At 66.1% G+C, this 22,352-nt stretch carries 27 protein-coding genes and 1 pseudogene; 6 read left to right on the top strand and 22 right to left on the bottom strand.

The window, feature by feature from the left end; translation table 11 throughout:
- The first annotated feature begins 74 nt into the window (after nt 1-74).
- The 3 genes from PIB19_RS19515 to PIB19_RS19505 are packed head-to-tail and all read left to right on the top strand — an operon-like array spanning nt 75 to nt 2,060.
- On the top strand, nt 75-398 hold the full coding sequence (locus tag PIB19_RS19515; RefSeq protein WP_271238673.1) for a hypothetical protein: 324 nt from the start codon (nt 75-77) through the stop codon (nt 396-398).
- The gene (locus PIB19_RS19510; RefSeq protein WP_271238672.1) at nt 392-1,453 is read left to right on the top strand and encodes a sensor histidine kinase; all 1,062 of its coding nucleotides are present in this window, start codon (nt 392-394) and stop codon (nt 1,451-1,453) included. Before PIB19_RS19515 ends, PIB19_RS19510 begins: the two co-directional genes overlap by 7 nt.
- Nucleotides 1,431-2,060: a response regulator gene (locus PIB19_RS19505; RefSeq protein WP_271238671.1), complete on the top strand. Its 630-nt coding sequence runs from the start codon at nt 1,431-1,433 to the stop codon at nt 2,058-2,060. Before PIB19_RS19510 ends, PIB19_RS19505 begins: the two co-directional genes overlap by 23 nt.
- Here PIB19_RS19505 and PIB19_RS19500 read toward each other — a convergent pair.
- From PIB19_RS19500 to PIB19_RS19425, 17 genes and pseudogenes are all read right to left on the bottom strand, one after another.
- Nucleotides 1,994-2,596, bottom strand: coding sequence for an A24 family peptidase (locus PIB19_RS19500; RefSeq protein WP_271238670.1), 603 nt, complete (start codon nt 2,594-2,596; stop codon nt 1,994-1,996). The two genes, PIB19_RS19505 and PIB19_RS19500, sit on opposite strands and share 67 nt — an antisense overlap.
- A complete protein-coding gene (locus PIB19_RS19495; protein WP_271238669.1) occupies nt 2,593-3,411 on the bottom strand; it encodes a tetratricopeptide repeat protein in 819 nt (272 codons plus the stop codon). Before PIB19_RS19495 ends, PIB19_RS19500 begins: the two co-directional genes overlap by 4 nt.
- Complete coding sequence (locus tag PIB19_RS19490) at nt 3,408-3,692, bottom strand: LytR C-terminal domain-containing protein (RefSeq protein WP_271238668.1); 285 nt, start codon at nt 3,690-3,692, stop codon at nt 3,408-3,410. Before PIB19_RS19490 ends, PIB19_RS19495 begins: the two co-directional genes overlap by 4 nt.
- Nucleotides 3,650-4,348, bottom strand: coding sequence for a tetratricopeptide repeat protein (locus PIB19_RS19485; protein WP_271238667.1), 699 nt, complete (start codon nt 4,346-4,348; stop codon nt 3,650-3,652). Before PIB19_RS19485 ends, PIB19_RS19490 begins: the two co-directional genes overlap by 43 nt.
- Nucleotides 4,348-5,313 carry a type II secretion system F family protein gene (locus PIB19_RS19480; protein ID WP_271238666.1) on the bottom strand — a complete coding sequence of 322 codons (966 nt, stop codon included), beginning with the start codon at nt 5,311-5,313 and terminating at the stop codon, nt 4,348-4,350. The genes PIB19_RS19485 and PIB19_RS19480 overlap by 1 nt, the downstream gene beginning before the upstream one ends.
- Before the next feature lie 4 nt (nt 5,314-5,317).
- The gene (locus PIB19_RS19475; RefSeq protein ID WP_271238665.1) at nt 5,318-6,313 is read right to left on the bottom strand and encodes a type II secretion system F family protein; all 996 of its coding nucleotides are present in this window, start codon (nt 6,311-6,313) and stop codon (nt 5,318-5,320) included.
- A gap of 5 nt (nt 6,314-6,318) precedes the next feature.
- A pseudogene (locus tag PIB19_RS19470) lies at nt 6,319-7,676 on the bottom strand (CpaF family protein).
- Nucleotides 7,673-8,863, bottom strand: a complete 1,191-nt coding sequence (locus PIB19_RS19465) for an AAA family ATPase (RefSeq protein ID WP_271238664.1) — start codon at nt 8,861-8,863, stop codon at nt 7,673-7,675. Before PIB19_RS19465 ends, PIB19_RS19470 begins: the two are co-directional and overlap by 4 nt.
- A gap of 23 nt (nt 8,864-8,886) precedes the next feature.
- On the bottom strand, nt 8,887-9,510 hold the full coding sequence (locus PIB19_RS19460) for a TadE/TadG family type IV pilus assembly protein (protein ID WP_271238663.1): 624 nt from the start codon (nt 9,508-9,510) through the stop codon (nt 8,887-8,889).
- Nucleotides 9,507-10,007: a TadE family protein gene (locus PIB19_RS19455; RefSeq protein WP_271238662.1), complete on the bottom strand. Its 501-nt coding sequence runs from the start codon at nt 10,005-10,007 to the stop codon at nt 9,507-9,509. The genes PIB19_RS19460 and PIB19_RS19455 overlap by 4 nt, the downstream gene beginning before the upstream one ends.
- 30 nt (nt 10,008-10,037) lie before the next feature.
- Complete coding sequence (locus PIB19_RS19450; protein WP_271238661.1) at nt 10,038-11,594, bottom strand: pilus assembly protein TadG-related protein; 1,557 nt, start codon at nt 11,592-11,594, stop codon at nt 10,038-10,040.
- Between the two features lies 1 nt (nt 11,595).
- On the bottom strand, nt 11,596-11,871 hold the full coding sequence (locus PIB19_RS19445; RefSeq protein ID WP_271238660.1) for a hypothetical protein: 276 nt from the start codon (nt 11,869-11,871) through the stop codon (nt 11,596-11,598).
- Between the two features lie 5 nt (nt 11,872-11,876).
- Nucleotides 11,877-12,572, bottom strand: coding sequence for a type II and III secretion system protein family protein (locus tag PIB19_RS23240; protein ID WP_336297195.1), 696 nt, complete (start codon nt 12,570-12,572; stop codon nt 11,877-11,879).
- The gene (locus PIB19_RS23235) at nt 12,569-13,396 is read right to left on the bottom strand and encodes a pilus assembly protein N-terminal domain-containing protein (RefSeq protein WP_336297194.1); all 828 of its coding nucleotides are present in this window, start codon (nt 13,394-13,396) and stop codon (nt 12,569-12,571) included. The genes PIB19_RS23240 and PIB19_RS23235 overlap by 4 nt, the downstream gene beginning before the upstream one ends.
- Nucleotides 13,368-14,276 (bottom strand): Flp pilus assembly protein CpaB, encoded by a 909-nt coding sequence (gene cpaB / locus PIB19_RS19435; RefSeq protein ID WP_271238659.1) that lies wholly within the window; start codon nt 14,274-14,276, stop codon nt 13,368-13,370. Before cpaB ends, PIB19_RS23235 begins: the two co-directional genes overlap by 29 nt.
- Nucleotides 14,277-14,347: 71 nt before the next feature.
- Nucleotides 14,348-14,536 carry a Flp family type IVb pilin gene (locus tag PIB19_RS19430; protein WP_271238658.1) on the bottom strand — a complete coding sequence of 63 codons (189 nt, stop codon included), beginning with the start codon at nt 14,534-14,536 and terminating at the stop codon, nt 14,348-14,350.
- Between the two features lie 72 nt (nt 14,537-14,608).
- On the bottom strand, nt 14,609-14,794 hold the full coding sequence (locus PIB19_RS19425; RefSeq protein ID WP_271238657.1) for a Flp family type IVb pilin: 186 nt from the start codon (nt 14,792-14,794) through the stop codon (nt 14,609-14,611).
- Between the two features lie 542 nt (nt 14,795-15,336).
- On the opposite strand from PIB19_RS19425, the gene PIB19_RS19420 reads away from it, so the two are divergent.
- The 3 genes from PIB19_RS19420 to PIB19_RS19410 are packed head-to-tail and all read left to right on the top strand — an operon-like array spanning nt 15,337 to nt 18,052.
- Nucleotides 15,337-16,812, top strand: a complete 1,476-nt coding sequence (locus PIB19_RS19420) for a hypothetical protein (protein WP_271238656.1) — start codon at nt 15,337-15,339, stop codon at nt 16,810-16,812.
- Complete coding sequence (locus PIB19_RS19415) at nt 16,809-17,609, top strand: hypothetical protein (protein WP_271238655.1); 801 nt, start codon at nt 16,809-16,811, stop codon at nt 17,607-17,609. The genes PIB19_RS19420 and PIB19_RS19415 overlap by 4 nt, the downstream gene beginning before the upstream one ends.
- Nucleotides 17,606-18,052 carry a hypothetical protein gene (locus PIB19_RS19410; RefSeq protein ID WP_271238654.1) on the top strand — a complete coding sequence of 149 codons (447 nt, stop codon included), beginning with the start codon at nt 17,606-17,608 and terminating at the stop codon, nt 18,050-18,052. The genes PIB19_RS19415 and PIB19_RS19410 overlap by 4 nt, the downstream gene beginning before the upstream one ends.
- Here PIB19_RS19410 and PIB19_RS19405 read toward each other — a convergent pair.
- The 5 genes from PIB19_RS19405 to PIB19_RS19385 all read right to left on the bottom strand — a co-directional run bounded on the left by PIB19_RS19405 (nt 17,973) and on the right by PIB19_RS19385 (nt 22,351).
- Nucleotides 17,973-18,764: a DUF2569 family protein gene (locus PIB19_RS19405; protein WP_271238653.1), complete on the bottom strand. Its 792-nt coding sequence runs from the start codon at nt 18,762-18,764 to the stop codon at nt 17,973-17,975. The genes PIB19_RS19410 and PIB19_RS19405 overlap by 80 nt on opposite strands.
- Before the next feature lie 521 nt (nt 18,765-19,285).
- On the bottom strand, nt 19,286-19,840 hold the full coding sequence (locus PIB19_RS19400) for a CS1-pili formation C-terminal domain-containing protein (RefSeq protein ID WP_271238652.1): 555 nt from the start codon (nt 19,838-19,840) through the stop codon (nt 19,286-19,288).
- Nucleotides 19,837-20,637, bottom strand: a complete 801-nt coding sequence (locus PIB19_RS19395) for a hypothetical protein (protein WP_271238651.1) — start codon at nt 20,635-20,637, stop codon at nt 19,837-19,839. Before PIB19_RS19395 ends, PIB19_RS19400 begins: the two co-directional genes overlap by 4 nt.
- Nucleotides 20,634-21,839 (bottom strand): TcfC E-set like domain-containing protein, encoded by a 1,206-nt coding sequence (locus PIB19_RS19390; RefSeq protein WP_271238650.1) that lies wholly within the window; start codon nt 21,837-21,839, stop codon nt 20,634-20,636. The genes PIB19_RS19395 and PIB19_RS19390 overlap by 4 nt, the downstream gene beginning before the upstream one ends.
- Nucleotides 21,840-21,859: 20 nt before the next feature.
- Nucleotides 21,860-22,351 (bottom strand): hypothetical protein, encoded by a 492-nt coding sequence (locus tag PIB19_RS19385; RefSeq protein WP_271238649.1) that lies wholly within the window; start codon nt 22,349-22,351, stop codon nt 21,860-21,862.
- Nucleotide 22,352: the final 1 nt, after the last annotated feature.

Raw genomic sequence — 22,352 nt, 5'->3', positions numbered from 1 at the left:
ATCTGCCGCTCCTTGGATTGGTCTTGGTCGTCTGCGGTCTCCCCTGTGCACCCCCAACATCTGCCCAGTCGACCGTGGCGACCAAGACCCTGCCGGTGACCGGCAACACGCCTCCGGTGTGTGCGGTGGCCGAGCCCAGGCTGCGGTCGGGCAACCAGATCAATTTCCGCGGTCTCTCCGGCAACACGCTGCAGATCGACCGGATGGTCGATCCGGCGACTCTCGCGGTCAGCGCGGCTTCGGTGGACGTCCGCTTCGACGCGGTGTGCAACTATCCGCACCGGTCGGCGACCGTTGGAACGAGGAATTGCTCGACACCAGCATTCGGGCACGAACGCTCCCCATCGCAGGCATCGCGACGAAACTGTCCGAACGGTTCGGCACATCCGAGATGCTGATCTGCTGGCAGCGCGAAGTGGACCGGATTCCCGAATGCTACCGGTTCAGCGATGGTGAATTGTCGAACGTCGAGCTCGATCCGGCCCTGCTCGAGCGGATGCTCGCACCCGACGGAAGCGGCGAAGGGTTCATCCGGGATTCGGAAAGCGGAAGCGCGCTGGTCGATGCGAAGCTCCGGTTGGGCCCGGCGGTGCGCACGATCCCGGCGGGGTTCCTGCCGGCGCCCGAGGCCGCGGCAGGCGGGAACGTCGCCGCTTTGCCGATCCGGACCGGGGCGCTCACCGGATATATCTATTTGCTGGATTTTCCCCGGATTTCGGAACTGATGCTCAGCCAAATCGTCGCCGCCTCGCGCGCGGTGAGCGCGACGCTCGATCGCTATCTGATGTTCGAGGCGTGGCGCGAACGGGCCTTTGCCAATGCCCGGCTCGACCTGAGCCGCGACATGCACGACAGCGTGCTGCAGACGCTCGGCGGGCTTCGCATGCAGGTGGCGTCGCTCATCAAGGACAAGGACCTGCCCGTCGCGGCGAGGACCAAACGGCTCGAATCGCTGCAATCGATCATCGCCGCCGAACAGGCATGCCTGCGCGAGCTCGTCACCGACGCCAATTTGCCGATCGGCGAAAAGATCGATCTCGCCAGCCACCTGGCGCAGCGCGCGGAATTGCTGTCGCGGCAATGGGCCATCACCTGCACGCTCACGACGGATCCCGCTTCGCTCTGGGTGTCTCCGGATGTCGCCGTCGAAGTCGAGTTCCTCGTCCGCGAGGCAGTGTCCAACGCCGTTCAGCACGCCAAATCGTCGAGCGTGAATGTCGTGGCTGCACTGCGCGACGATGCCTTGTTCGTCACGCTGAAGAGCGACGGTGCCACCGTATTGGCATCGGAAACCGGCGCGTCGGGTATCGAGGGCGTGAAATCCCAGTCGCTGACCCGTCGATTGAACGCGCTCAACGGCCGCGCGTACGCCGACCCGATGGAGCGCGGCGTTCTCTTGTCCATCCGAATTCCACTGGAGGCGATGGTCGATGTCCCGACTGCTGATCGTTGACGACCACCCGATCTTTCTCGAGGGGCTGAACCAGTTCCTCGAGACCAATGATCATTTCGTCGAATCGACGGCCCGAACGCCGAGCGCGGCGTTGCGGATCGTCGAGCAGGGCACGATCGACATCCTGATCATCGACGTCTGCATGTCCGAAGGCGGCGGGCTGCACGTGCTGCGGACGATGCGCGCCGGCGGAAACCGCCTGCCGGTCATCTTCCTGACGGTCGGCCTGAAGCCGGTCGAGACGATGGAAGCGGTCAACCTCGGCGTGAACGGGATCGTCCTGAAGCACAGCGATCCGGAAAACCTGCTGACCTGCATCGAGGCAGTGACTCGCGGCGATACCTGGATCGATCCGACGATCCTCGAGAGCGCGCTCCGGCGCAGCCTGACCGCGCACACCATGCCGGTCCTGCCGAAATACAATCTCACGCGGCGGCAGGAGGAGATCGTGCGGCTGGTCGGCGAAGGGCTGCGCAACCGGGAGATCGGCCAGCGCTGCGGCCTGACCGAGGGAACGGTCAAGCTGCATTTGCACCGTATCTATTCGACGCTGGGGATCCAGTCGCGGGCCCAGCTGATCATGATGCTCGCCGCGGAATCGCTCTGAATTGTCGTCGCGCCGATCCGCAACGGCCGCAAATACCAGGGAATGGGTTGCGGGCTGATCTGGCCGCTCAGGACGGCCAGCAGCGCGCCGCCCGCGATTGCCACGCCGTAGGGGATGGGCCCGCGCGCCTTCAGGCTGGGAATGTTGCCTTCGCGCGTCAGGCGGGCGGGGACGATCCGGCGCAGGAGTATGAACACGATGCTCAGCAGCGCGCCGCCGACCGCGACGAACAGGAACAATGCGGCGGCGCCCTTGAAATCGAACCACAAGGCGGTCGCCGCGAGCAGCTTGACGTCGCCGCCGCCCAGCCAGCCCCGCGAAAAGATCAATGCGCCGCCGAGGAAAGTCGCGAGCAGCAGGACGGCGTTCTGCCACAATGTGGGGGTCCAGCCCGCGTGATAGACCCAGAGCGGAAACAGCAGGAGGATCGCGATCGGGAACAGGTTCGGGATTCTCAGTTTCCAGATGTCCACCACTGCCGCCAGCAACAGCAGAAGGCAGAGCGCGCTCGTCACGAAGGCGCCGAGCGAGATCATTTCCGGGCGTCCAGCCGCGCGAGGTTGGCGGCCGCGATCGTCTGAAAGACCGGGTCGGCGGCAACGGCCATGGTCAGCCATTTGCGTGCATCGTCGCCGCGCCCGGCGAGCATGGCGGCGTACCCCGCATTGTTGAGCCGCTCGGCCCAGCGCGACGTGCTGTCTCTCAAGCCGCGTACCGGCATCCGCCCGAGCGCGCCGGCGGCGATATCGAGATTGTTCGCGATGCGCAGGTCATCGGGAGCCCCGGCACGCGCGCGCGCCAGGATCGGCTCCGCCTCGGCGAAACGGCGCTGCCTGATGCGCGACGCAGCGACGTTGTTGAGCAATGCAGGCTGCTCGCCCCCGCTCGCCATTGCACGGGCATAAGCGGCGTCGCTGTCGCCCCAGCGCGCCTTGGCATCATAAGCGAAGCCGAGCGCGGACCAGGCTTTCCAGTCCGCCGCGCAGGTCCGGGTCGCGCCTTCGAGATGCGTGATCGCACGATCGGCGTCGCCCAGGTCGGATTCGGCCATGCCGAGCCCCAGCAGCACGCGACAATCGTCGGGCACGCGCAGCGCGAGCGCGCCGAAATCGCGCCGGGCATCCTGATCGCGACCCTGCGCAAGTGCCAGCTGGCCGTGCAATATCTCCAGTTCGGTCGTCGCTTCGCCGGCCTGTGACGGCGTCATCCGGGCAAGCATCAGCTCGGCCTGCACCAACCGGCCCGATCGGATCGCCGCCGCGACCAGCGGCATATCGTCGGCCGGGCTGGCCTGGGCGGCAGTGGAAATCGCCACGGCGCCGAGCAGGATCAGGCGCAGCAGCGCGATCATTTCCGCTTCAACCTTGCATCGAAACCCACCGCATTGGCGCCGACGAGCAACTGCACGCGATTGGCCCGCGACGACGGATAGAGCCGCGTGCGGAACGGCAGCGCCCGGGCAAGGCGGCGTGCCGCGTCGACTGATCCGACGGGAAACACGATCCTGCTTTCGTCGAGCCGCACCGCATTGTCGCCGGTGTCGAGGCGCGACCAGCCGCGGCTGCCCAGAAAGGCCTGAATCCTGCGCGCTATCCCCTGCCGCCCGGCGGCGTTGACGATCCGTGTCGGCAACGAAGCGAGCGGCACCGGCGGCGTTGCACGCACAGGCGTGCGCGCGGCAATGCCATAGGAGGCCGCATTGCCCTCAGGCGGCAAAACCAGCCTGACTTCGCCCGCCGAGGAGCGATCGAGCCGGGTCCTTGGCGCTGCCGCCCGGCCGGAGCGACCGGGACGATCGCCTGGCTCGCGGCAATCACGGGAGCCGCTATCGCGGGCGTTGCCGCCGCAATTCCGGCATTCGGCGCATCCTGCGCAAGCATCGCGCGCATGTCGACATCGAGCAGATCGGCGTCGAAATCCTTCCCCTGCGCGCGCAGCGACCGGCCGTAAGCCATGTAGATTTCCGGGTCGCGCGGCGCCAGCGCCAGCGCCTGCTGGAAATAGCGGTCGCTGAGGTCGAAGCGCTGCAGGCGGTCATAGGCGATCGCGAGCCCCTCGACCGCTCTCGCATCCTCCGGATTGGCGGAGAGATAGCGGCGGTAGGTTTCGATCCCGAGCCCGTAATTGCCGTTCGCCACGAAGCGCTGCGCCGCCGCCAGCGACACCTCCGGCTTCCCCGTGAATCGCGTGCCCTCAGGCAGAGCGAGCCTGCCGTCGGAACCCATGCAGCCATTGGCGGCCAACAGGATGCCGCACAGCGCCAGGCGCGAAGCGGTCCCCCGACGCATCAGCCCGACATCATCGGCATGAGCTGGCGCACGACGCGGATCGCAGCGGGCAGCATGAGCACGCCGATCATCACCGGCAGCATGCAGGCGACCAGCGGAATCGAGAGCAGGACCGGCAGCCGGTGCGCCTTTTCCTGGGCGAGCATCTTGCGCCGTTCCCGCATCTCGGTCGCGTAGATCCGCAGTGTCTGGCCGATGCTCGATCCCAATTTGTTCGACTGGATGAGCAATGTGGCGAAGGATTTGATCTGATCCACCCCTGCCCGCTCGCCCATCCGGCGCAGCGCATCCTCGCGCCCGCGGCCGGCGCGGAGCTCGAGAACCGTGTTCGCCAGCAGGCCGGCGACCAGCGGATGCGTGGTCGCCATCTCGCGACCCACCCGATCGAAAGCCGCCTCCATGCCGAGCCCGGCCTCGACGCAGACGAGCATCAGGTCGAGCGCGTCCGGAAAGCCGCGGGTGATCTGGTCCTGACGGCGCGAGGCGCGCGCCGATACCCATAGATTGGGCAGATAAAGACCCAGCACCGCGAGCAGCGATCCGAACATATAGAGCTTGAACAGCGACGGCGGCGCGCCGTTGATCAGGGTCGCGGCGACCAGCAGCAGCGGCAGGCACAAGGTCGTGCCGACGCGAATGAGCGTGAAGACGCGCGGCGCCTGAGGCGAGGTGTAACCGGCGGCGGCGAGCTTCGCGACCAGCCCGGCATTGTTGGTGTCGAGCAGCGAGATTCCGCGCTTCTCGATCGCATCGACCAGGCTCGACCAGGCATCGGGCCCGGAGGGTCCGCGCAACGAAGCCGCTGCGCCCGGCCCCCGCGCGGTCGCGGTCTCCGCCAGCCGGCGGCGGATCGCGGCGCGGCTCGTGGCGACGGTCGAGACGCCGATCACCAGCAGGACGACGACCGCGAACAGCCCGCCGAGAATGACGAAGCGCGGAAATTGATTGAGAGCGGCTTCCCACATCGTCCTAGACCTTCAGGTTCACGAGGCGGCGGATGATGACGAATCCCACCGTATAGAGCGCGATCAGGCATCCGAACCCGACCGAGAATGCCGGATCGTTGGCCACCTGCAGGTAGAATGGCGGATTGAGCAGGAACAGGGCGACGAACGCCATCACGGGCAATGCGGTCAATATGGTCGCGGTCATCCGCCCTTCCGAGCTCAAAGCGCGGACCATCAGGACCATGCTCGCGCGGTCGCGGATCACCTTGGAGAGGTTCTCGAGGATTTCGGCGAGGTTGCCGCCGGTCTCGCTCTGCACCGACAGCGAGACGACGAACATCCTGAGATCGTCCAGATCGCAGCGATTGGCCATGTTGTGCAGCGCGTCGCGCAGGTCCGCGCCATAGGCGACCTCGTCGGTCACGATGCCGAACTCGCTGCCGATCGGGTCGCTCATCTCGTGCGTGAGCAAGTCGAGCGCGGCCGCGACCGGATGGCCCGCGCGCAGGCCGCGAACGAAGATATCGAGCGCCACAGGGAACTGCTCGGCCATCCGCTTGCGGCGGCGGTCGGCGCGGCGCGCGATGAACATCAGCGGCAGCCCCAGCCCGGTCGCGCCGGCAAAGCAGGCCGCCATCAATATCGTGCCGAAGCTGATGGTCAGGCCGGCGGCGAGCGCGAACACGACCGTCGCGACGAAGAGCAGGCCGACCGCCAGCACCATCAGGAACAGCAGCCGCGCCGGCGACATGCCGAACGAGGCGCCGCGCAGCAGATTGTCGAGCTTGCGCCCCGTATCCGCGAGCGGCCCCGGCAGATAGATGCCGCCGCCCCAGGCATCGCGCCTGAGGCGCGCGAGAACTTCGGGACGCTGGTGCCCCGTCGCGATGAGGCGCAGGCGCTCGTTGATCGCGCGCACCCCGCCGCGATTGGCGCGGACCCAGGTCACCGTTCCCTCGACCGCGAGGATCACCGCAGCGAATATCAGCGCGAGGACGATCAGTCGGATCGAGGTCATCGACATCAGTCGAGCACCATGTTGGGATTGAAGATATCGGCCGGCAGGCTGATCCCGCGATCCTCGAGCTCGCGCATGAAGTGCGGCCTGATTCCAGTCGCTTCGAACCGGCCCAATACGCCACCTTCGTCATCGCGGCCGGTCAGCCGGAAACGGAAGATCTCCTGCATGGTGACCACCTCGCCCTCCATGCCGATGAGCTCGGACAGGCTGAGCAACCGCCGCTTGCCGTCGGCGAGGCGGCCGACCTGGATGACGACATTGATCGCGGAAGCGATCTGCGCGCGGGCGGACCGCGGCGCGATGTCGATGCCGCTCATCCCGATCATCTGCTCGAGCCGGGACAATGCGTCGCGCGGCGTGTTGGCGTGGACCGTGGTCATCGATCCGTCATGGCCGGTATTCATCGCCTGCAGCATGTCGAACGCCTCGCCGGCGCGGACCTCGCCGACGATGATGCGGTCGGGGCGCATGCGCAGCGCATTCTTGAGCAGGTCGCGCTGGGTGACCTCGCCATTCCCCTCGATATTGGGCGGGCGGGTCTCGAGCCGCGCAATGTGCGCCTGCTGCAGCTGGAGTTCGGCCGAATCCTCGATCGTCACGATGCGTTCGGCATCGTCGATATAGGCCGACATCGCGTTGAGCAGCGTCGTCTTGCCCGAACCGGTTCCCCCGAGATCAGGATGTTGCGCCGCGCCTCGACCACGGCCCGCAGCACTTCCGCGACCGTCGCAGGAATACTGCCGAGGCTGGTCAGGCGTGCCATGTCGATCGGCGTGCGCGCGAATTTGCGGATCGAGAGCAGCGACCCGTCGACCGCGAGCGGCGGGATGATCGCATTGACGCGGGATCCGTCCGCAAGCCGGGCATCGACATAAGGCGATGCCTCGTCGACCCGGCGGCCCACCGCGGCGACGATCTTCTGGATGATGCGCAGCAAATGCCGCTCGTCCTTGAAGCGGACCGGCGAGGGTTCGAGCCGTCCGCGCCGCTCCACGAAGACCGAATCATGGCCGTTGACGAGAATGTCGGTGATCGACTCGTCCTTGAGCAGCGGCTCGATCGGCCCCAGGCCCAGCAGTTCGTCGAGAATATCGCTGACCAGCCGCTGCCGCTCGGCGAGGTTCAGGGCGTGCTTTTGCAGGGACAATTGCTCGTAGACTATTTCTCCGATCTCGCCCTGGACCTGTTCGCGGGTCATGCCGTCGAGTGCGGAGAGGTTGATCAGGTCGAGCAGGCGCTGGTGGAGTTCGACTTTCAGCGCCGTGTTGCGGTCGATCCCTTCGCATGTCGGATCGGCAGGCGCCTCCGAAGCCTTGGCCGCCGCGAGCTCGCCTGCCCGCCTGATCTGCCAGACGCTCATCCGCCGCGCTCGAGCAGCATGTCGATGGCATCGAGCATCTTGCCCAGATCCCGCCCGATCGCGCTCTTCGACTTGATGTCGCGGATCATCGTGCCGCGATTGAGCGCCGTGTTCATCAGCGCGAAATCGCTGGTCACGCTCAGCCCGATCGGCTTGCCCAGGGTCTCGGAAGCGTCGCGCAGGTTGATCTGCTTGAACATCTGCTTCTCGACACGATTGACGACGACCTGAACCGCGTCGGGGGTGACTCCCAATTTGGTCAGCAGCGAGAGCTGCCGTTGCGCCTGACGCAGGCTGGCGATCGACAGTTCGATGACCAGGAACACGATGTCGGATTGCGCGACCAGCGAGAGCGACCAGTTGGTCCAGTCGCTCGGCAGATCGAGGAAGACCGTGCCATATTGCGTCATCGCGAGATGGACGATGTCGCACACCTGATCGGTGCCGACGGCGTCGGTCGGCATCAGTTCGTTCGGCGCGCCGAACAGGCTGAGGCCCGAGGAATGCGTGGCGGCGACCGAGGTCAGGACGGCGGGGTCGAGCCGCTTGCCGGCGTCGAGCAGGTCGCTGACCGTCAGATCGGGATTGACCCCCAGATGCGTCGCCGCATTGCCGCCCTGCAGATCGAGGTCCAGCAGGCAGACCGATCGTCCGCGCTCGCCCTCGCGCTGGGCATAGAGCGCCGCGACCTGGCTCAGCAACGCCGTCGCGCCGACACCGCCCACGCTTTTGATGATCGATACCGTCTTGCCCCTGGCGGTCTCCTCGCTCGTGCCGCGTTCGAGCTCGCTGCGGATCCGTTCGAGCGCGGCTTCCAGATCGCGCCGCGCCAGCGGCAAGGCGACGACGTCGTTGATTCCGGCGCGGAGCAAAGCCTGCATCGCAGTGATCGACGGATCCCGGACCGCGGCGATGATCACCAGCGCCCGGTTCTCGCCGTGCAGCCGCGTCAGCCGGCGAAGCGATGCCGGCCGATCGGTGCGAACCTCGACGATGACGACGCGCGCGCGCTTGACGATCTCGGCGGGGATATCGGCTTCGGCATCGAGTTCGCTGGTGTCGAACGCCATGCCGGCGACGACGCTCTCGCCGAACTCCGCCGCGACGATCTCTTCGCGCGACAGAATCAGTTCGACCATCGCGTCGGTGCGCTTGATGGTCCAGCCGGTAGACGCGAGTTCAGACAAATCTACTTCCACGTTACTAACCTCTAATCGGAAACGTTGCCGATTCCGTCCTCCAGCGTGAGTGCCGTGCTGAAACTGGGCAGCGTGACGCTCGATGAGCCGAAGAAACGGAACAGCATCGGAGTGAAGGTGACACCGTTCAGCTTTACCGTGACCAACGGTGCGACATCGCTTCCATTGGGATCCCCGGCAAAGCCAAGCCCGGAATATTCATATCCCACCGTGACATTGGCCGCGGCGATTGCCGGATCGAACAGCTGCATCCGGTTCACGATGTTGGTGAATGCGGCAGTGTCGACGGGTGTCAGTGTCGGGCAGGTCTGACCGGTAGCGCAGGTGCAGCTTACCGTCTCGCCGGTCGATTTGCAGCTTGCGCCGCCAAAGGCGCTCGCCGGGATCGGATCGCCCTGAACAAGGTTGCCGCTGACCGCGAAGCTGTAATTCGAAAGGCCGGTCGGGATCATGTTCGTCGCGACTGCGAAACGGGCGCCCATCTGGGTCGCTTTTTCCGCGCGGTTACATTCCCAGAGGAACCGGCCCATGTCGATCGTGCCGATCAGGAAGGCGATCAGCAGCGGCGCGACCAGGCCGAATTCGGCTGCGGTCGATCCGCGGCGATCGCCGAGCAGTTTCGCCAGCGCGCTCACAGGCCCATCACCGCAGCTTGCGAACGCGCTCTCAGCGACAAATTGGTGCTGGTGAAGCCGAGATTGTTGAACAGCGAATTATAGGGGACGGTGGCCGAGACATTGACCGTCGGGGCCAGCGTCATCCCCTTGTAGAGCCCGGAATAATCGGCCCCGCCGTTGGTGGTCACGCAATCGTAGCTGACGGTGATCGTCGTTGCGTCGGTCCAGCCGACCAGACGCGGCGACCCGCCCGATACCAATTGGTTGCGCGCCACGTTGCCGACGTCGGTGACAACCGACCCGCCCGGTACATTGCCGGTGGACGCGGATGCGCAGGGATAGTTGGAAAAGTTCAGCCGCGATGCGTAGCGGGCGCCGTCGCGCACTGCCTTCACGACGACATGCTCGCTGAGGAAGTAATTGCCCAGTTCGACCGCGCCGAACATCAGCACGACGAAGATCGGCGCGACCATCGCCATTTCCGCCGCGGCCGAACCGGCGGTGGAGGCGATCATTCGCGCGAGGCGTGGGTGTCGCATCTGCCGCTACCGGATCAGATACGGCACGGCGCGCTGGATGACCTGCGCTGTGGAGGCCCCGCCGGTGCCCGAGCCGGTCTCGCCGATTTCCTCGACATAGATGTCGGACATGTCGGTTTGCGCGTTGGTGCCGTTGCCGCGCGAAGCAACCGGCTGGACGAGGAAGACGTCGAGCCATTTCGTCACCGGCACATTGGTCGTCTTGCCGTGCAGGTTGGTGGCGTTGCAGTTGATGACCGCGACCGACAATCGCCGTCGGTCGATCCCCGAACCCGGGCTGATTCCCGCGACGCCGTTGGCCGGCTGGCCGAACGCCTTGTCGTTGCCCACCGGCTGGCCGACGCTGATCCCCTTGGCCACGCCGCCGACAGTGACCGAGGGGTGGGCGAGCTCCCATTGATAGACCTGGTAGCGGGTGACCGTCGCCGCAGTGTAGCCGGCGTTCGCCATCGCCGTCTGCCAGTCGAAGGCGCTGCCATAGTTCACTCGGAAAAAGGCGGCGCGATCCCAGGTGCCGTTGCCGATGACCCCGCAGGTGGCCGCATCCTTCTTGGCGACCGCGTGGCAGATATCCACCGGATAGCCCATGATCGGCGGATCCTGGCTGCCGTCGGTGGCGAGCGCGACGGGCGGATAAGGCGGCTGATAGAAACTGGCGGGAATGTCGTATTTGTTGCCGCCACAGCTGGCACCCGAAGTCTTACACACCATGTCCTTGCGCACATTGGTGGAGGGCGAACAGGGTCCGCTGCACCCGATATTGCCGTTATTGTAGACGTCGAAGCGCGTGTTGAAGGCATCCATGACGGAGGTCTTCATGCCCGTGCTGGTCGTCACGCCGCTGACCGGCTGGCAATCGACCTTCAGCGTGTCGTTGCCGAGCAATGCGGACAGGCCGGGCGCGCCATTGCCCAGCCCGGCCTCGAGCCAGCCGAAATTGCCGGGCGCATCGGCATTGCCGGTGATCAGCTTCAGCCCGAGCCCCGCCACCGGCGCGAAGGCAAGATTCTCGTCGGCATTGTTGACCGGCTCGCCCGGATTGCAGATCATCACCGGCGGGACCTTGCAGATCGACTGGCCCAGGCCGGCAGTGGCCGATGCAGTGATGCTGCCCGAACGCAGCGCCGCGACGACCGGCGTGAGCGCGAAGAACGTCTCGCGCCCGGCAGTCGTCACCTTGACGATCACCGCCGCCGCGTCGGTCGTCGTGGCGGTGCCATAGGTATCGTTGGTGCGGTCGTACCCGTCGTAGAAGACCAGCGTCAGATCGGTTCCAGAGACTGCGCCCGTCTTGGCATCATTGGCGAAGCGGGTCTCGTTCGCGATCAGCTGGCGCGCGGCTCTCGTGGCACGGGCGATCGCGTTCGTCTTGCCGTCGAGCTGGGTCGCGGCGGCCAGCGCGGCCTGGTCGGCGACGCCTTGCAATTCGCTGTCCATTCCCGCCATCCGGGCATAATCGAAGCCGATGCCCGCGGCACCGATCAGCGCGAACAGCGAGATGGCGACCAATGGCGCGACAGAGCCTTCTTCCGAACGCCAGAGATGCCGTCCAGCCTGGCCCATGTCAGTTCGGCCCCGCCCCGCCGCTCGATTTGGTGGTCGTCTGGACCGGCTGCGGCTGCCTGACCGTGCCCTTGCGATAGCGTTCGGATGCGGCGCCCGCCAAATCGCCCGAGCCGCCTTCCATCACCGCGGTTTCGGCGGAGACCGGCCTCGGCTCGGGGTTGATGACCTGCAGCGCATAGTCGGTCTTCACCGCATCGCCGAAGGTCGCGTCGATCGGCGTGCATCCAGCCAGCACGAGCAGTGCGAACGGAACGAGGATCTTGGTGCCGCGCATGTCCGCTACCTCCCTTGATGGCCGTTGGGACCGGAGAAACCGCCCTCCGGCACCGCCGGAGCGGGCGCTGCCGGATACGGGTTCTTCGGCGCGTCCTTCGGATCCAGCGGATTGGCGCCGACCGCGCTGTCCGTCCTGCCGTTCAGGAACAGATCGAGCTCGCTGGGCGGCCGCACGCGATCGGTGGGCAGCTTCATCTGGCCCGCGGGGACCGGGCGCACCAGCCGCGGCGTCACGATGATGACCAGTTCGGTCTCCTGCTTCTGGAAGCCGGTCGAGCGGAACAGCGTGCCGATGATCGGAATCGAGCCGAGCAGCGGAAATTGCCGGACGGTGCTCTGGAAGTCGTTGCGCAGCAGCCCGGCGATCGCGAAGGATTGCCCGTCGCGCAATTCGAGCGTGGTCTTGGCGCGGCGCGTCTGCAGCCCCGGGATCGTCAGGCCGTTGACGTTGATCGATGCCGAGGGATCGATCGAGCTGACTTCCGGCGCGACCACCAGATTGATCACGCCGTCGTCGAGCACGGTGGGCGTGAAGGCGAGGCTCACGCCGAAGGGCTTGAACTCGACCGTGATGCTGGTGTTGCCGTTCCCGGTTCCGCCGCCGCCCTGCGCGACCGGCACCGGAAATTCGCCGCCCGCCAGGAACGATGCGGACTCGCCCGACAATGCCACCAAAGTCGGTTCGGCAAGCGTCGTCACCACCCCTTGCGCTCGAGCGCATCGAGCGCGGTGAAGATGTTGAGATTGCCGAGCGTGATGCCCTTGGCGACGATGCCGAAGCTGCTCAGCACGCCGGCGAGATCGATCGTCGGCGAGCCGTTCTTGTTGGTCAGCAAGGTCGTGGTCGGCGCGGTGTTGCCGAAGCCGCCCTGGAAGGTGCGCGGGCCGTTGCCGTTGGTGAAGCCGGTGTTCAGGCCGAGATTCTTGGCGGCGGTCCGGTTCATTTCGGAGAAGCGCACTTCGAGCATGACCTGCTGCGAGGCGCCCACCGTCAGCAGATTGACGACCTTTTCGCCCGAATAGGTGGTCGCGATCTGCTTGGCGCGATCGACCGCGGGGCCGCTCGACACGACGCCGGTGAGGACGACCGAATCGCCGGAGATCTGCGCGCCGATGGTCTCGTTGGGCATCAGATCGCGCAATGTTCGCCGCAGCGTTATCACGTCGGGACCCACCGCGACGTCGACGACCGAGATCAGATTGTTGTTGCGGTCGTACAAAGTCAGGCTGGTCGTGCCGATCTTCTTGCCGAGGACGTAGAGCGACCGGTTGGTCAGCGGCAGCACGTCGGCGATGTCGGCATTGCCGATCAGCGCCTTGGCGAACGGCCGATCGGCGGTCAGCACCTGGCTCTTGTTGACCGGCACATCGAGCTGGCCGGCGAGAACATCGGAGCCCGGCAGCGAAACCGGGCCCTGTGCCTGCGCCGCGGCCGGCACGGCCAGCAGGGCGGCGACTGCGAGTGCGCGCGCCAGCGTCGGGCGCGAGGCTATCTTAGTGCGCGCCATAATGACGAACCTCATAGCTGCTGTCCTTGGTCCCGCGGACGATGAGAACGGTCGAGCTGTCGGCAGATGGCGGCCGGACAATGCTTCTCGCCACGCGTGGCGGAGCGGCGGCCAGATAGGGCATCGGCGGCTGGTAGGTCGGCGCCTTGTCCGAATAGCCGCCGACATAGGCGCCGTCGCGCAGGTCCTCGACGCTCACCGTCTCGACCGTCGGACTCGTCACCGCCGAAGGATTGGCGAGAACCAGGCTGATCTGGCCGACTTGCTGGGCGAGCGCGAGCTTCTGTGCGTCGACCTGGAAAACCTCGAGCGTCGCGGTCTTGCCGATCACCGGCTTGTCCGCGGAATCGCTGGCATCCTGATCGATCGCGATGACGCGGACTTTCTGCAGCAGGATGTCGGTGATCTGCCCGCCGCCATTGGCGTTGGGCGGCGAACGGGTAACGAGCACGTCGACCACGTCTCCCGGCAGCACGAATCCGCCGACCCCGGCGACGTCGCCTACCCGGACCGCGGCGGCGCGCATGTCCGGCTTGAGCACCGCGGAAATTGCCGCGCGCCCGCCTTCGCCGGAAATCTTGGAGCGCAGGATCGGCTCGTTGACTGCCATCGGCCGCAGCGCGACGCGGTTGCGGTTCATCGGCAGAAGCTGCGAGACCGACGAGAAGGTACCCACGGGCAAGGTGTCCATCGGCAAGTCGATCAGCGTTATCTTGTCGGGCGTGATCACCGTGCCGAATTCGAGCGGCACGCGCGCGACGGCGACCTTGGCCATGCCGCGCGGCGTCGTGGCCTGTCGTTCCTCGACACGCCCCAGATAGCTGTTGGCGAGGAATACCGCCGCGAGCCCCACCAGGATCGCAACGCCGAGAATGATAAGTCCCTGTCCACGCATGACCGTCGCCCCCGCTTGGCCGAATGCAATACTAGCCGTCGGGGACCGCGCCGGAGCGCGGCCCCGTCAGATCACGGGCAGCCCGTGGCACTCGGCGCGGCGTTGATGCAGTTCGACGCCTTCGTCATGGCGTTGCTGATCGAGCCGCCGAGCGTGAAGGCGGCCACGGCGATGCCGGTGCCCACGATCGCCAGGATCAGCGCATATTCGGCTGCCGAGGCGCCGCTGGTGTCGATCAGAAGATTCTTGATCGTCGTCATGGTGATTTCCTTTCCTGTGCCGGAACCCGCCCGGCCGGAACGGCGGGACGCCGAAACGGCGCCCCGTCGGGATCAGCAGGCCGTGGCGCTCGGCGTGCGGGTGATGCAGTTCGACGCCTTGTTCATGGCGTTGCTGATCGAGCCGCCGAGCGTGAAGGCGGCCACGGCGATGCCGGTGCCCACGATCGCCAGGATAAGTGCATATTCGGCCGCCGAGGCGCCGCTGGTGTCCATCAGAAGGTTCTTGATCGTCGTCATCACAATTCCCCAAACCCCGCCGGAAGAAGGCCCCCGGCCTGTTGCTCATCTCGAGGCGACGTCAGGAGCGATTGATGCTGGTCTTTTCGCCAGCTGCGCCGGAGCATCCGAAAGCTCCGAAAGGCCCGATACGCCTGGATTGCAGTCCGACAGGGAACCCAAGCGACAACCAAGTCAATAAGGGTTTATTTAATGTTTATTATCAGTAGTTTAACGCTAATCCGTATTAACTATGATAAAATATATCCTGTAAAAACAACTATATAGCCTGTATTATGTCCATAGTAGACACATTCGGTTAACCATCCAGAATTGCTGAAAAAATGTGCCATTCGAGACAAGGGTTATAATTGTTATATCCTTTGACATACATATTCATGGACCGCTCAGGTCATATACTTAGGTCTTTTTTATCCGATAACTCCCAAGTTACTGTCCGTTTTCCACAATTAACCAGATTCGGCTTTGTCCGGAGCGACTCGGGCGATAGAGTGATTCGTGGATGGAGGGGCTCCATTTAGGAGGACCTTGGGGGAACCGGAATGGAACGGCCACAGGTCACCGGGCCTGATCTTTCCGGAATCACCTTCGTACTTGCGGCAAGCCTTGCCGCCTTCGCCCTCGTCGTCGTGCTGTCGTCGGCGCTCGCCGACGGGGATACCGGCTGGCACATCGCGACTGGCGCGTGGATCGTCGCGCACGGCGTCGTCCCGCAGGCCGACCCCTTTTCGTTCACCGCGCGCGGCCAGCCCTGGGTGGCGCATGAATGGCTGTCCGAAGTGGCGATGTATGCAGCCTGGCGCTGGGGCGGCTGGAGCGGGCTGATCCTGCTGTTCGGCGCTGCCGCCGCGGCACTTTATGCGATCCTCGCGCTGCACCTGCTTCGCTGGCAGCGGCCCGGCGGAGCGGCGCTGATGCTGCTCTATCTGTCGCTCGGGCTCGCGCAGTCCGTGCTCGCCCGCCCGCATCTGCTCGCGCTGCCGATGCTCGCCGGTTGGCTGGTCGCCTTGCTTCGTGCGCGCGAGCGCGAGCGCGCGCCTCCGCTCGCGCTCGCATTGTTGATGCTCGTCTGGGCCAATGCGCATGGCAGCTTCGTGTTCGGGCTGGCGCTCGCCGGCGGGTTCGGCCTCGAGGCGCTCGTCGCTGCACCGGCCGGAAGCCGAATGAAGGTGGTCCGCGACTGGGGGCTGTTCGGCGTGGCATGCCTGGTCGCGGCCTTGCTGACTCCGGGCGGGATCGGCGGCCTGCTATACCCGTTCTATGTCAACGTCCTGAGCCTGCTCACCTATATCGACGAGTGGCAGCCGGCGCGGTTCGGCGGGGCGTCGGCGCTCGAAGTCCTGTTGCTCTCGGGCCTGTTCTTCCTGTTCTTCCGCCCGACGCGCGTTCCGGTCCTGCGATTGCTGATCCTGCTCGTGGCGCTGCATCTGACGCTGGATCATATCCGCAACCAGATGGTGCTGGTCACGCTTGCCGTGATCCTGCTTGCCGAGCCGCTCGGCCGGGCATGGGCCGATGGCGCGGAGCGGCCCCGCCCGGCGATACTCCCGCAGGTCTGGACCGCGCGGCGCGCGCTTGCGCCGATCCTGATCGTCGGACTGCTGCTGTTCGCCGGAACCGCGGCCTGGCGCATGATCGCGCCGTTCGAGCGAGCCGATAGCTACGGCGTGCCGATCACCGCGCTCCGGCATGTCCCGCCCGAGCTGCGGCGCCAGCCGGTCTTCAACGAATACAGCTTCGGCGGGCTGCTCATCTTCCATGGCATCGCACCGTTCATCGATGGCCGCTCGGACATGTACGGCGACGATTTCACTGCCCGTTACTACAAGATCACCCAAGGCGATGTTCGTGGCTGGCGTGAGGCCGATGCCCGCTGGAAGTTCGGCTGGACGATCCTGCCGCCCGACAACGCACTGGTCGCCGTGCTCGACAAGGAACCGGGCTGGCGGCGGCTATATGCCGATAAATGGGCAGTGATCCACATCCGCGACCGCCCCGCGACCGTTCCGCGCCGATGAACACGCCATCGCCGGGTTCGATCGGGATGCGCGAATGGGTGCGCGCCAATCCGCGCGCGGCGCTCCAGATCGGGCTCTCGACGCTTCTGGTCTACGGCCTGTGCTGGCCGATCGTCGCGCCGGACCTGCACACATTCCTGTATCCGTGGATCGATCACATCCTGTCGGCCGGCCGGATCAAGGCCTTCGCCGTCCCGTTCAGCAACTACACGCCTCCCTATCTATACCTCTTGTCCGCGGCGTCGCTGGTGACCACCAATCCTCTAGCGATCGTCAAGTCGCTGGCGCTATTGTCGGTGCTCGCCGCCGCCTTCGCGGTGCGCCGGCTGATCGGCCGGCGGCCCTTCGCCAACGAGGCGGCGCTGCTGGCGGTGTTGTTGCCGAGCGTGTTGGGCAACGCTGCGATATACGGCCAGTGTGACGGCTATTGGGTTGCCGCCTGTGTCATGGCGACGGTGTCGGCGGCTGATGCGCGGCCCCGTGCGATGCTCATCTGGTTCGGCCTCGGCCTTGCCTTCAAGCTGCAGGCGATCTTCCTCGCGCCGTTCGTGCTCGTCATGCTGTTGCGGCATCGGTCGCGCCTGATCGAATGGCCGCTGCCGCTGGCGATCTACGCATTGGCGATGCTGCCGGCGTGGCTCGCCGGCTGGCCCGCCGCCGATCTGGCGACGATCTATCTACGGCAAGGTGCCTATTTCAACACGATCGGAACCGCGCCCGGCCCTGGGCGGTGGTCGCGGCATTTCATGCGCGGGAACCGATGGCGATATTCGCGCTGGGCTATACTGCGGCTATGATCGCGGTCGTCGCCTATGTCGCGGTCTTCGCGCGCAGGCGCCTCGATCCGATGATGACGATGCGCATCGCTTTGCTCTCGGCGATGACGTTCCCGTATCTCCTGCCGAAGATGCACGAACGCTATCTCTTGCTCGCCGATCTGTTGTCGTTCGCAATCGCAGTCATCGCGCGTGATCGCCGCTCGGTGCAGGTTTTCCTTGCCTGCGAACTCGCCTCGACGATCGCGATCTTCGGATCGATGTTCGATTTCCTGTACGTGGTTGCGGCAAGCGCTGTTCCGGCGACCGTGGCGATTGCGCTGTTGCTGTTCCGGCGACCGTGGCGATTGCGCTGTTGCTGCTCCAGCTCCGCGTGGACCCGGCTCAGGCAGGCACGCGCCAGCGATAGGTCAGGTTCACGCGGTGCGACAGCAGCAGATAAGGCAGCCAGATCGCGACGCTGATCAGCACTTTCTTCAGATTGCCCTCGAGCATGTCCGCCAGCGACGCGCCGACCGGGCCGGGCAGATCGGCGACCTGCGCCATCGCGCGTGCGATACAGATCTGCATCAGGACGTCGATCACCCACACGCCGGCGAGAAAGCGGGGAAAGACCGGGACATGGCGCAAGGCGAGGACGAACGCGAAGGCGTAGAGGCCCGACAGGAAGACGAGGTCGACGAACATCATCACGTAGAGCATGCGGAACCAGTCGGGCGCCATTCCGCCCAGTGCCGGCACGCCGGCGAGGAACTCGAACGTGCGGAAGGGCACGTTGATCAGGATGCCGATCAGCAAAGAGGCCATGAACCCGCCGGCGCCGAACAGGGGTAGCGTTCGTGCGGTCACTGCGTCGATGCGCCGCCAGCGGCCGAACTGGGCGAGCCGTCCGGTCGGCTGGGGGACGAACGCGCCCGAAGGGAAAGCGCGCAGGCCGAAGAAGATCGTCGCGATCGGCGTCACGATCACGAGCAGATAGGGCAGCGCATTCCGGATCGCGTCGGTCGGGGTGGCGATCGGCGTCGCGGCATAGGCCAGCCGCAAGCCCGCGGCGAAGCTCACCAGAACCACCCAGAAGATCATCAGGCGCGGCAGACCGACTTCCAGTTTGCCCACCAGCGCGAGGCTGCGCGCACCCAGGCGGCGGCTGATCGGCAGGCTGCTCAGGCGATCCATGCGTGCGTGTTCCTCTACCGCCCGTATCGCCGGCATTATGCCGTCGGAAGCGTTGATGCCACGTAAAGGTTCCCCTGGCCGGTGCGGGGGACGTTTCATATTGCGACTCGGACTACCGATACCCACCGACAAGGGCTCGTCCAGCCGTCAAAGATAGCGCGTAGCAGCGCGTCCCAGCACCATGTCGAGATAGTCGAGATCGGCGCGCGCCACCGCAAGCAGCATCGGGATCTCCCGCTTCGGAATGATCACCGAACTCGTCTCCGTCGACGCACCGGTCGCTGAACTCGCTTCGGTGGCCCCGCGATCGGGAGCCGCAGCTGCGGGGACGGCACCGGGCGGTTGCGAGGATTGGGCTGCCGTCGCGTCGCTGGCCGGCGGCTGCAAGGCGAGACACCGCCGTCGGCACGCGGCGCTCCGTCGCGTTCACGCCCGACTGGCAGCGGATCTGGCCGAAGCGATAGAGCAAGGCGGGCTGGCTGACGTCGGCGAGCGTCCCGACCGGGCGCTGAAGACAGAGTTCACCGCCGGGCGCGCGGATCGACAGGGTCAGAATCGACCGGTGCCGTGATCGTGAAATATCCGCGATCGTCCGCCAATGCGACGTCTGCTCCCGCCTCGACCCGCGCGGCGCGGAGCGGACGTCCTGCCGCATCGAGCACCTGACCGAACAGGCTGATGACCTTCTGCGCCTCGAAGCGCACGCGCACGACATTGCCCGGATAGACGGTGACCGAGCGCTGGGTCGCATCGAGGTCGAACTGCGGCGCGCCCTCCGGCTTGAGCCCGACCACATATTCGCCGAGCGGCTGGACGCCGAGCGCGACGCGCGCGCCGGGGCCGACATAGCTCTGGGCCCGGCCGTCGATCGTCACGCGATATCCGCCCTCGGCGACCCGCGGCGGCGGCGCCGCCTCGGAAGTCGCGGCGATCCCCGCGGCTTCCACGCCGGTGTCGGGACCCGCAGCGGTAGCCGGCGGAATATCGTCGAGCTCGGGTTCGACCGGCCTGGCGCGCACTTTGCCGAGATCGACGAGCACCATCGATTCCGCAGGGTTGCGCAGACCGAGCTTCACTGCCCCGCCGCCGATGGCAAAGCCGCTCTCGCCGTTGAACTGATAGGAAAGCTCGCTGTCGCCGAAGGCGCGCGACCGCCACTGCGCAGCGACGTCGGCCGTGCCGAGGTTCGACAGTGCCCGCAGGCGCGCGATCGCCTGATCGGAATCGGCGTCGGTGGAGACGCCGACTTCGCCGAGCACTTCCGTCGATCCCATCTGCTCGGCGCGCGAGAGCGAGGCCCCGGCGACCGGCGAGAAGCCCCGACGCCCTCCCCGGGCATCGTCTCCGAGACATATTGTCCGCCGCCGGTGAAGCTCGCGGTCGTCTTCCGGTCGACTCGGCGGAAGAGCGAGATCGAGAAGCCGAACCGCGTGTCGATGTCCGACTTCGAGGCGCCCGCGGTGACCATCGCCGTGCCGAGCCGGGCGATCTGCATCGAGCGCGTATATTGGAGGCCGAGCGTATGGCGCGTGGGCAGCCTCGGCGAGCGGGTATAGCTGCCGCTGAGGTTCACCGAGCCGCCCAACGCGCGCATCTGCACGGACCCGAAGATATTGTCCTGCGTCCGGAAATAGGGCTGATACCGATCCAGCCGGTCGATCGCGATGGCGTCGTCATCGACGTGCATCCGCCGCGCCGAGAGGAACATGCTGATGCGCGGAAACTGGACCGTGCCGGTGACCAACGCCGAATAGGCCCCTCCGGACCCGCCCCCGACGCCGACCAGCCCGCTGACGATCCCCTGGCTGACCTCCAGCGAGCCTTCGCCGAAAAATTGCGACCCGAAGCTGGTAGCCGTCACGCCACCGATCATCGATGGCCCGAGCCGCCGCTGAAGCGCGCCGGAAACAACGACCTCCCCGGTGGTCCGCGGCAGGAATCCCCGTTCTCGCCGAAGGTCCCGGTCGAGAAGATGTCGTCGCGCACGCGTTCGCCCGCGCGCACGCGGAACCCGATCTTGCCGGCGGGCAGCGACGTGTTGAGGCGCGAGAAGGTCCGCGTCTCGTCGATCACCACCTGATTGCCGTCGCGCGCGACGATGCGGATGCTGTAGGTGCCGTCGGGAAGCGCGCGCGTGTCGATCAGCTGCAACCCGGCATCATATTGTGCGCTCTGGACGAGCACGCCGTAGCGATAGACTTCGACCTGCAGGCGCTTGGGCAGCAGCACTTCGACCGGCGTCGCGCTGTCGTTGCTGGGATCGATCCGCGTACCGAAGAAGGAACCGAACTCGGCGCCCACCATGCGATAGCTGTTCAGCGTCAGCGCGCGATAATCCTGCATCAGGCCCGCCGCGGCGCGGCGTTCGGCCCAGATGTGCTGCACGTAGAGTTCTTCGCTGCGCAGGCCGGTCGCGTCGGTGAGCGTGGTCTGGCCGATCAGCGCCGTGCGGCCGATGCTCGCCAGCGTGGAGAAGGTGCCGCCATAATTGAGATCGCCGTCGACCGACGCTGCCGACATGCGGACATTCTGGATCAGCGACGGCCCCGACATCGGCGGGCCCAGTTCGCGCGCCGTCACGATCCGGGTGCTTAGCAGTTCGCGCGGAACGAAGAGCGTGACGCCGAAGGAATCCAGGTTGACGATCACGCCCGCGGTGCCGGCCGGCAGGATGCCGCAGCCAACCGCGATGTTCTGCCCCGGCCGACAGCGGAATTGCTCGTTGGCGGACAAAGGCTTCGACAGGAAGGCGATCAGCCCCGCGCGATCGACGGCGTCGCCGAGCGCCGCGGCGACGGCAGCGGGATCATCGAACGAAAAGAGCCCGTCCTTCAGCGTCGCCGAGAAGGATCCGACACGCGCATCCTGGAAGGTCAGATCGAACAGTGTCTGGACCGACGTGTCGATATCGTCGAACCCGGCAGGAACGCCGGTTCGCAATACGGTGCCGGACTGCGGGACAGGTGCCTCCTGCACAGATCCGGGCGCGGCTTCCTGCGCCGTTGCCGAGGTGGCGAGCGATATCGCGATCGCCCAGCTGCTGGCCCGGCAGGCGGTCCGGTGAAGATTGCGCATCTGCGCGAGCCGCCTTTTGCTCAAAGAGGTTCGACGGACAGCGTGAGCCGATCCGCATACTCGCCGGCGACGTTCTTCAGAATATCGCTTTCGGGGCTGTCGACGAGGAGGAAGGCATTGACGCCGCCGCGGCAATCGGCCTGGCTGGGCGACCGCCCTTCGAAGACGATCTCGCCGCCGTCCATCTGCTTGACCTGCTCGCTGCCGCTGGCGTCGCGGAACCGGACGCGGAAGGCGAGCCCGGCGCGGACATCGCTGCCGCGCATCACGCCGCCCGAATTGCTGAGCACGTGCAGGCGGTAGCGCCCGGTCGTGCTCGCGACGCACAATGTGGCCGAGCTGCCGTTCACGAGATCGTTGCGACGGCCATGACGGCCATCGCTCGCGAATATGCGGATCTGGGCGACGGGCGCGGCGTCTCCGGCTTGCGTCGCCGGAGTCGGATCAGGTCGGGCGTCCGCACCGGGTGCAGACGCAAATGCGGCCATAATGGCCAGAACGGTCATGATCATG

The organism is Sphingomonas sp. 7/4-4, assembly GCF_027941955.1.
GTDB lineage: Bacteria > Pseudomonadota > Alphaproteobacteria > Sphingomonadales > Sphingomonadaceae > Sphingomonas.
The sequence above is the reverse complement of the archived record's forward strand: the minus strand, read 5'-3'. Positions and strand labels throughout refer to the sequence as shown.

What these genes read in the sequence shown, in the direction of transcription:
- PIB19_RS19510 (WP_271238672.1), top strand. Translation starts at nt 392, where the DNA reads ATGCTGATCTGCTGGCAGCGCGAAGTGGACCGGATTCCCGAATGCTAC.
- PIB19_RS19505 (WP_271238671.1), top strand. Translation starts at nt 1,431, where the DNA reads ATGTCCCGACTGCTGATCGTTGACGACCACCCGATCTTTCTCGAGGGG.
- PIB19_RS19500 (WP_271238670.1), bottom strand. Translation starts at nt 2,596, where the DNA reads ATGATCTCGCTCGGCGCCTTCGTGACGAGCGCGCTCTGCCTTCTGCTG.
- PIB19_RS19495 (WP_271238669.1), bottom strand. Translation starts at nt 3,411, where the DNA reads ATGATCGCGCTGCTGCGCCTGATCCTGCTCGGCGCCGTGGCGATTTCC.
- PIB19_RS19485 (WP_271238667.1), bottom strand. Translation starts at nt 4,348, where the DNA reads ATGCGTCGGGGGACCGCTTCGCGCCTGGCGCTGTGCGGCATCCTGTTG.
- PIB19_RS19480 (WP_271238666.1), bottom strand. Translation starts at nt 5,313, where the DNA reads ATGTGGGAAGCCGCTCTCAATCAATTTCCGCGCTTCGTCATTCTCGGC.
- PIB19_RS19475 (WP_271238665.1), bottom strand. Translation starts at nt 6,313, where the DNA reads ATGACCTCGATCCGACTGATCGTCCTCGCGCTGATATTCGCTGCGGTG.
- PIB19_RS19455 (WP_271238662.1), bottom strand. Translation starts at nt 10,007, where the DNA reads ATGATCGCCTCCACCGCCGGTTCGGCCGCGGCGGAAATGGCGATGGTC.
- PIB19_RS19450 (WP_271238661.1), bottom strand. Translation starts at nt 11,594, where the DNA reads ATGGGCCAGGCTGGACGGCATCTCTGGCGTTCGGAAGAAGGCTCTGTC.
- PIB19_RS19445 (WP_271238660.1), bottom strand. Translation starts at nt 11,871, where the DNA reads ATGCGCGGCACCAAGATCCTCGTTCCGTTCGCACTGCTCGTGCTGGCT.
- PIB19_RS23235 (WP_336297194.1), bottom strand. Translation starts at nt 13,396, where the DNA reads ATGAGGTTCGTCATTATGGCGCGCACTAAGATAGCCTCGCGCCCGACG.
- cpaB (WP_271238659.1), bottom strand. Translation starts at nt 14,276, where the DNA reads ATGCGTGGACAGGGACTTATCATTCTCGGCGTTGCGATCCTGGTGGGG.
- PIB19_RS19430 (WP_271238658.1), bottom strand. Translation starts at nt 14,536, where the DNA reads ATGACGACGATCAAGAATCTTCTGATCGACACCAGCGGCGCCTCGGCA.
- PIB19_RS19425 (WP_271238657.1), bottom strand. Translation starts at nt 14,794, where the DNA reads ATGACGACGATCAAGAACCTTCTGATGGACACCAGCGGCGCCTCGGCG.
- PIB19_RS19420 (WP_271238656.1), top strand. Translation starts at nt 15,337, where the DNA reads ATGGAACGGCCACAGGTCACCGGGCCTGATCTTTCCGGAATCACCTTC.
- PIB19_RS19415 (WP_271238655.1), top strand. Translation starts at nt 16,809, where the DNA reads ATGAACACGCCATCGCCGGGTTCGATCGGGATGCGCGAATGGGTGCGC.
- PIB19_RS19410 (WP_271238654.1), top strand. Translation starts at nt 17,606, where the DNA reads ATGATCGCGGTCGTCGCCTATGTCGCGGTCTTCGCGCGCAGGCGCCTC.
- PIB19_RS19405 (WP_271238653.1), bottom strand. Translation starts at nt 18,764, where the DNA reads ATGGATCGCCTGAGCAGCCTGCCGATCAGCCGCCGCCTGGGTGCGCGC.
- PIB19_RS19395 (WP_271238651.1), bottom strand. Translation starts at nt 20,637, where the DNA reads ATGATCGGTGGCGTGACGGCTACCAGCTTCGGGTCGCAATTTTTCGGC.
- PIB19_RS19390 (WP_271238650.1), bottom strand. Translation starts at nt 21,839, where the DNA reads ATGCGCAATCTTCACCGGACCGCCTGCCGGGCCAGCAGCTGGGCGATC.
- PIB19_RS19385 (WP_271238649.1), bottom strand. Translation starts at nt 22,351, where the DNA reads ATGATCATGACCGTTCTGGCCATTATGGCCGCATTTGCGTCTGCACCC.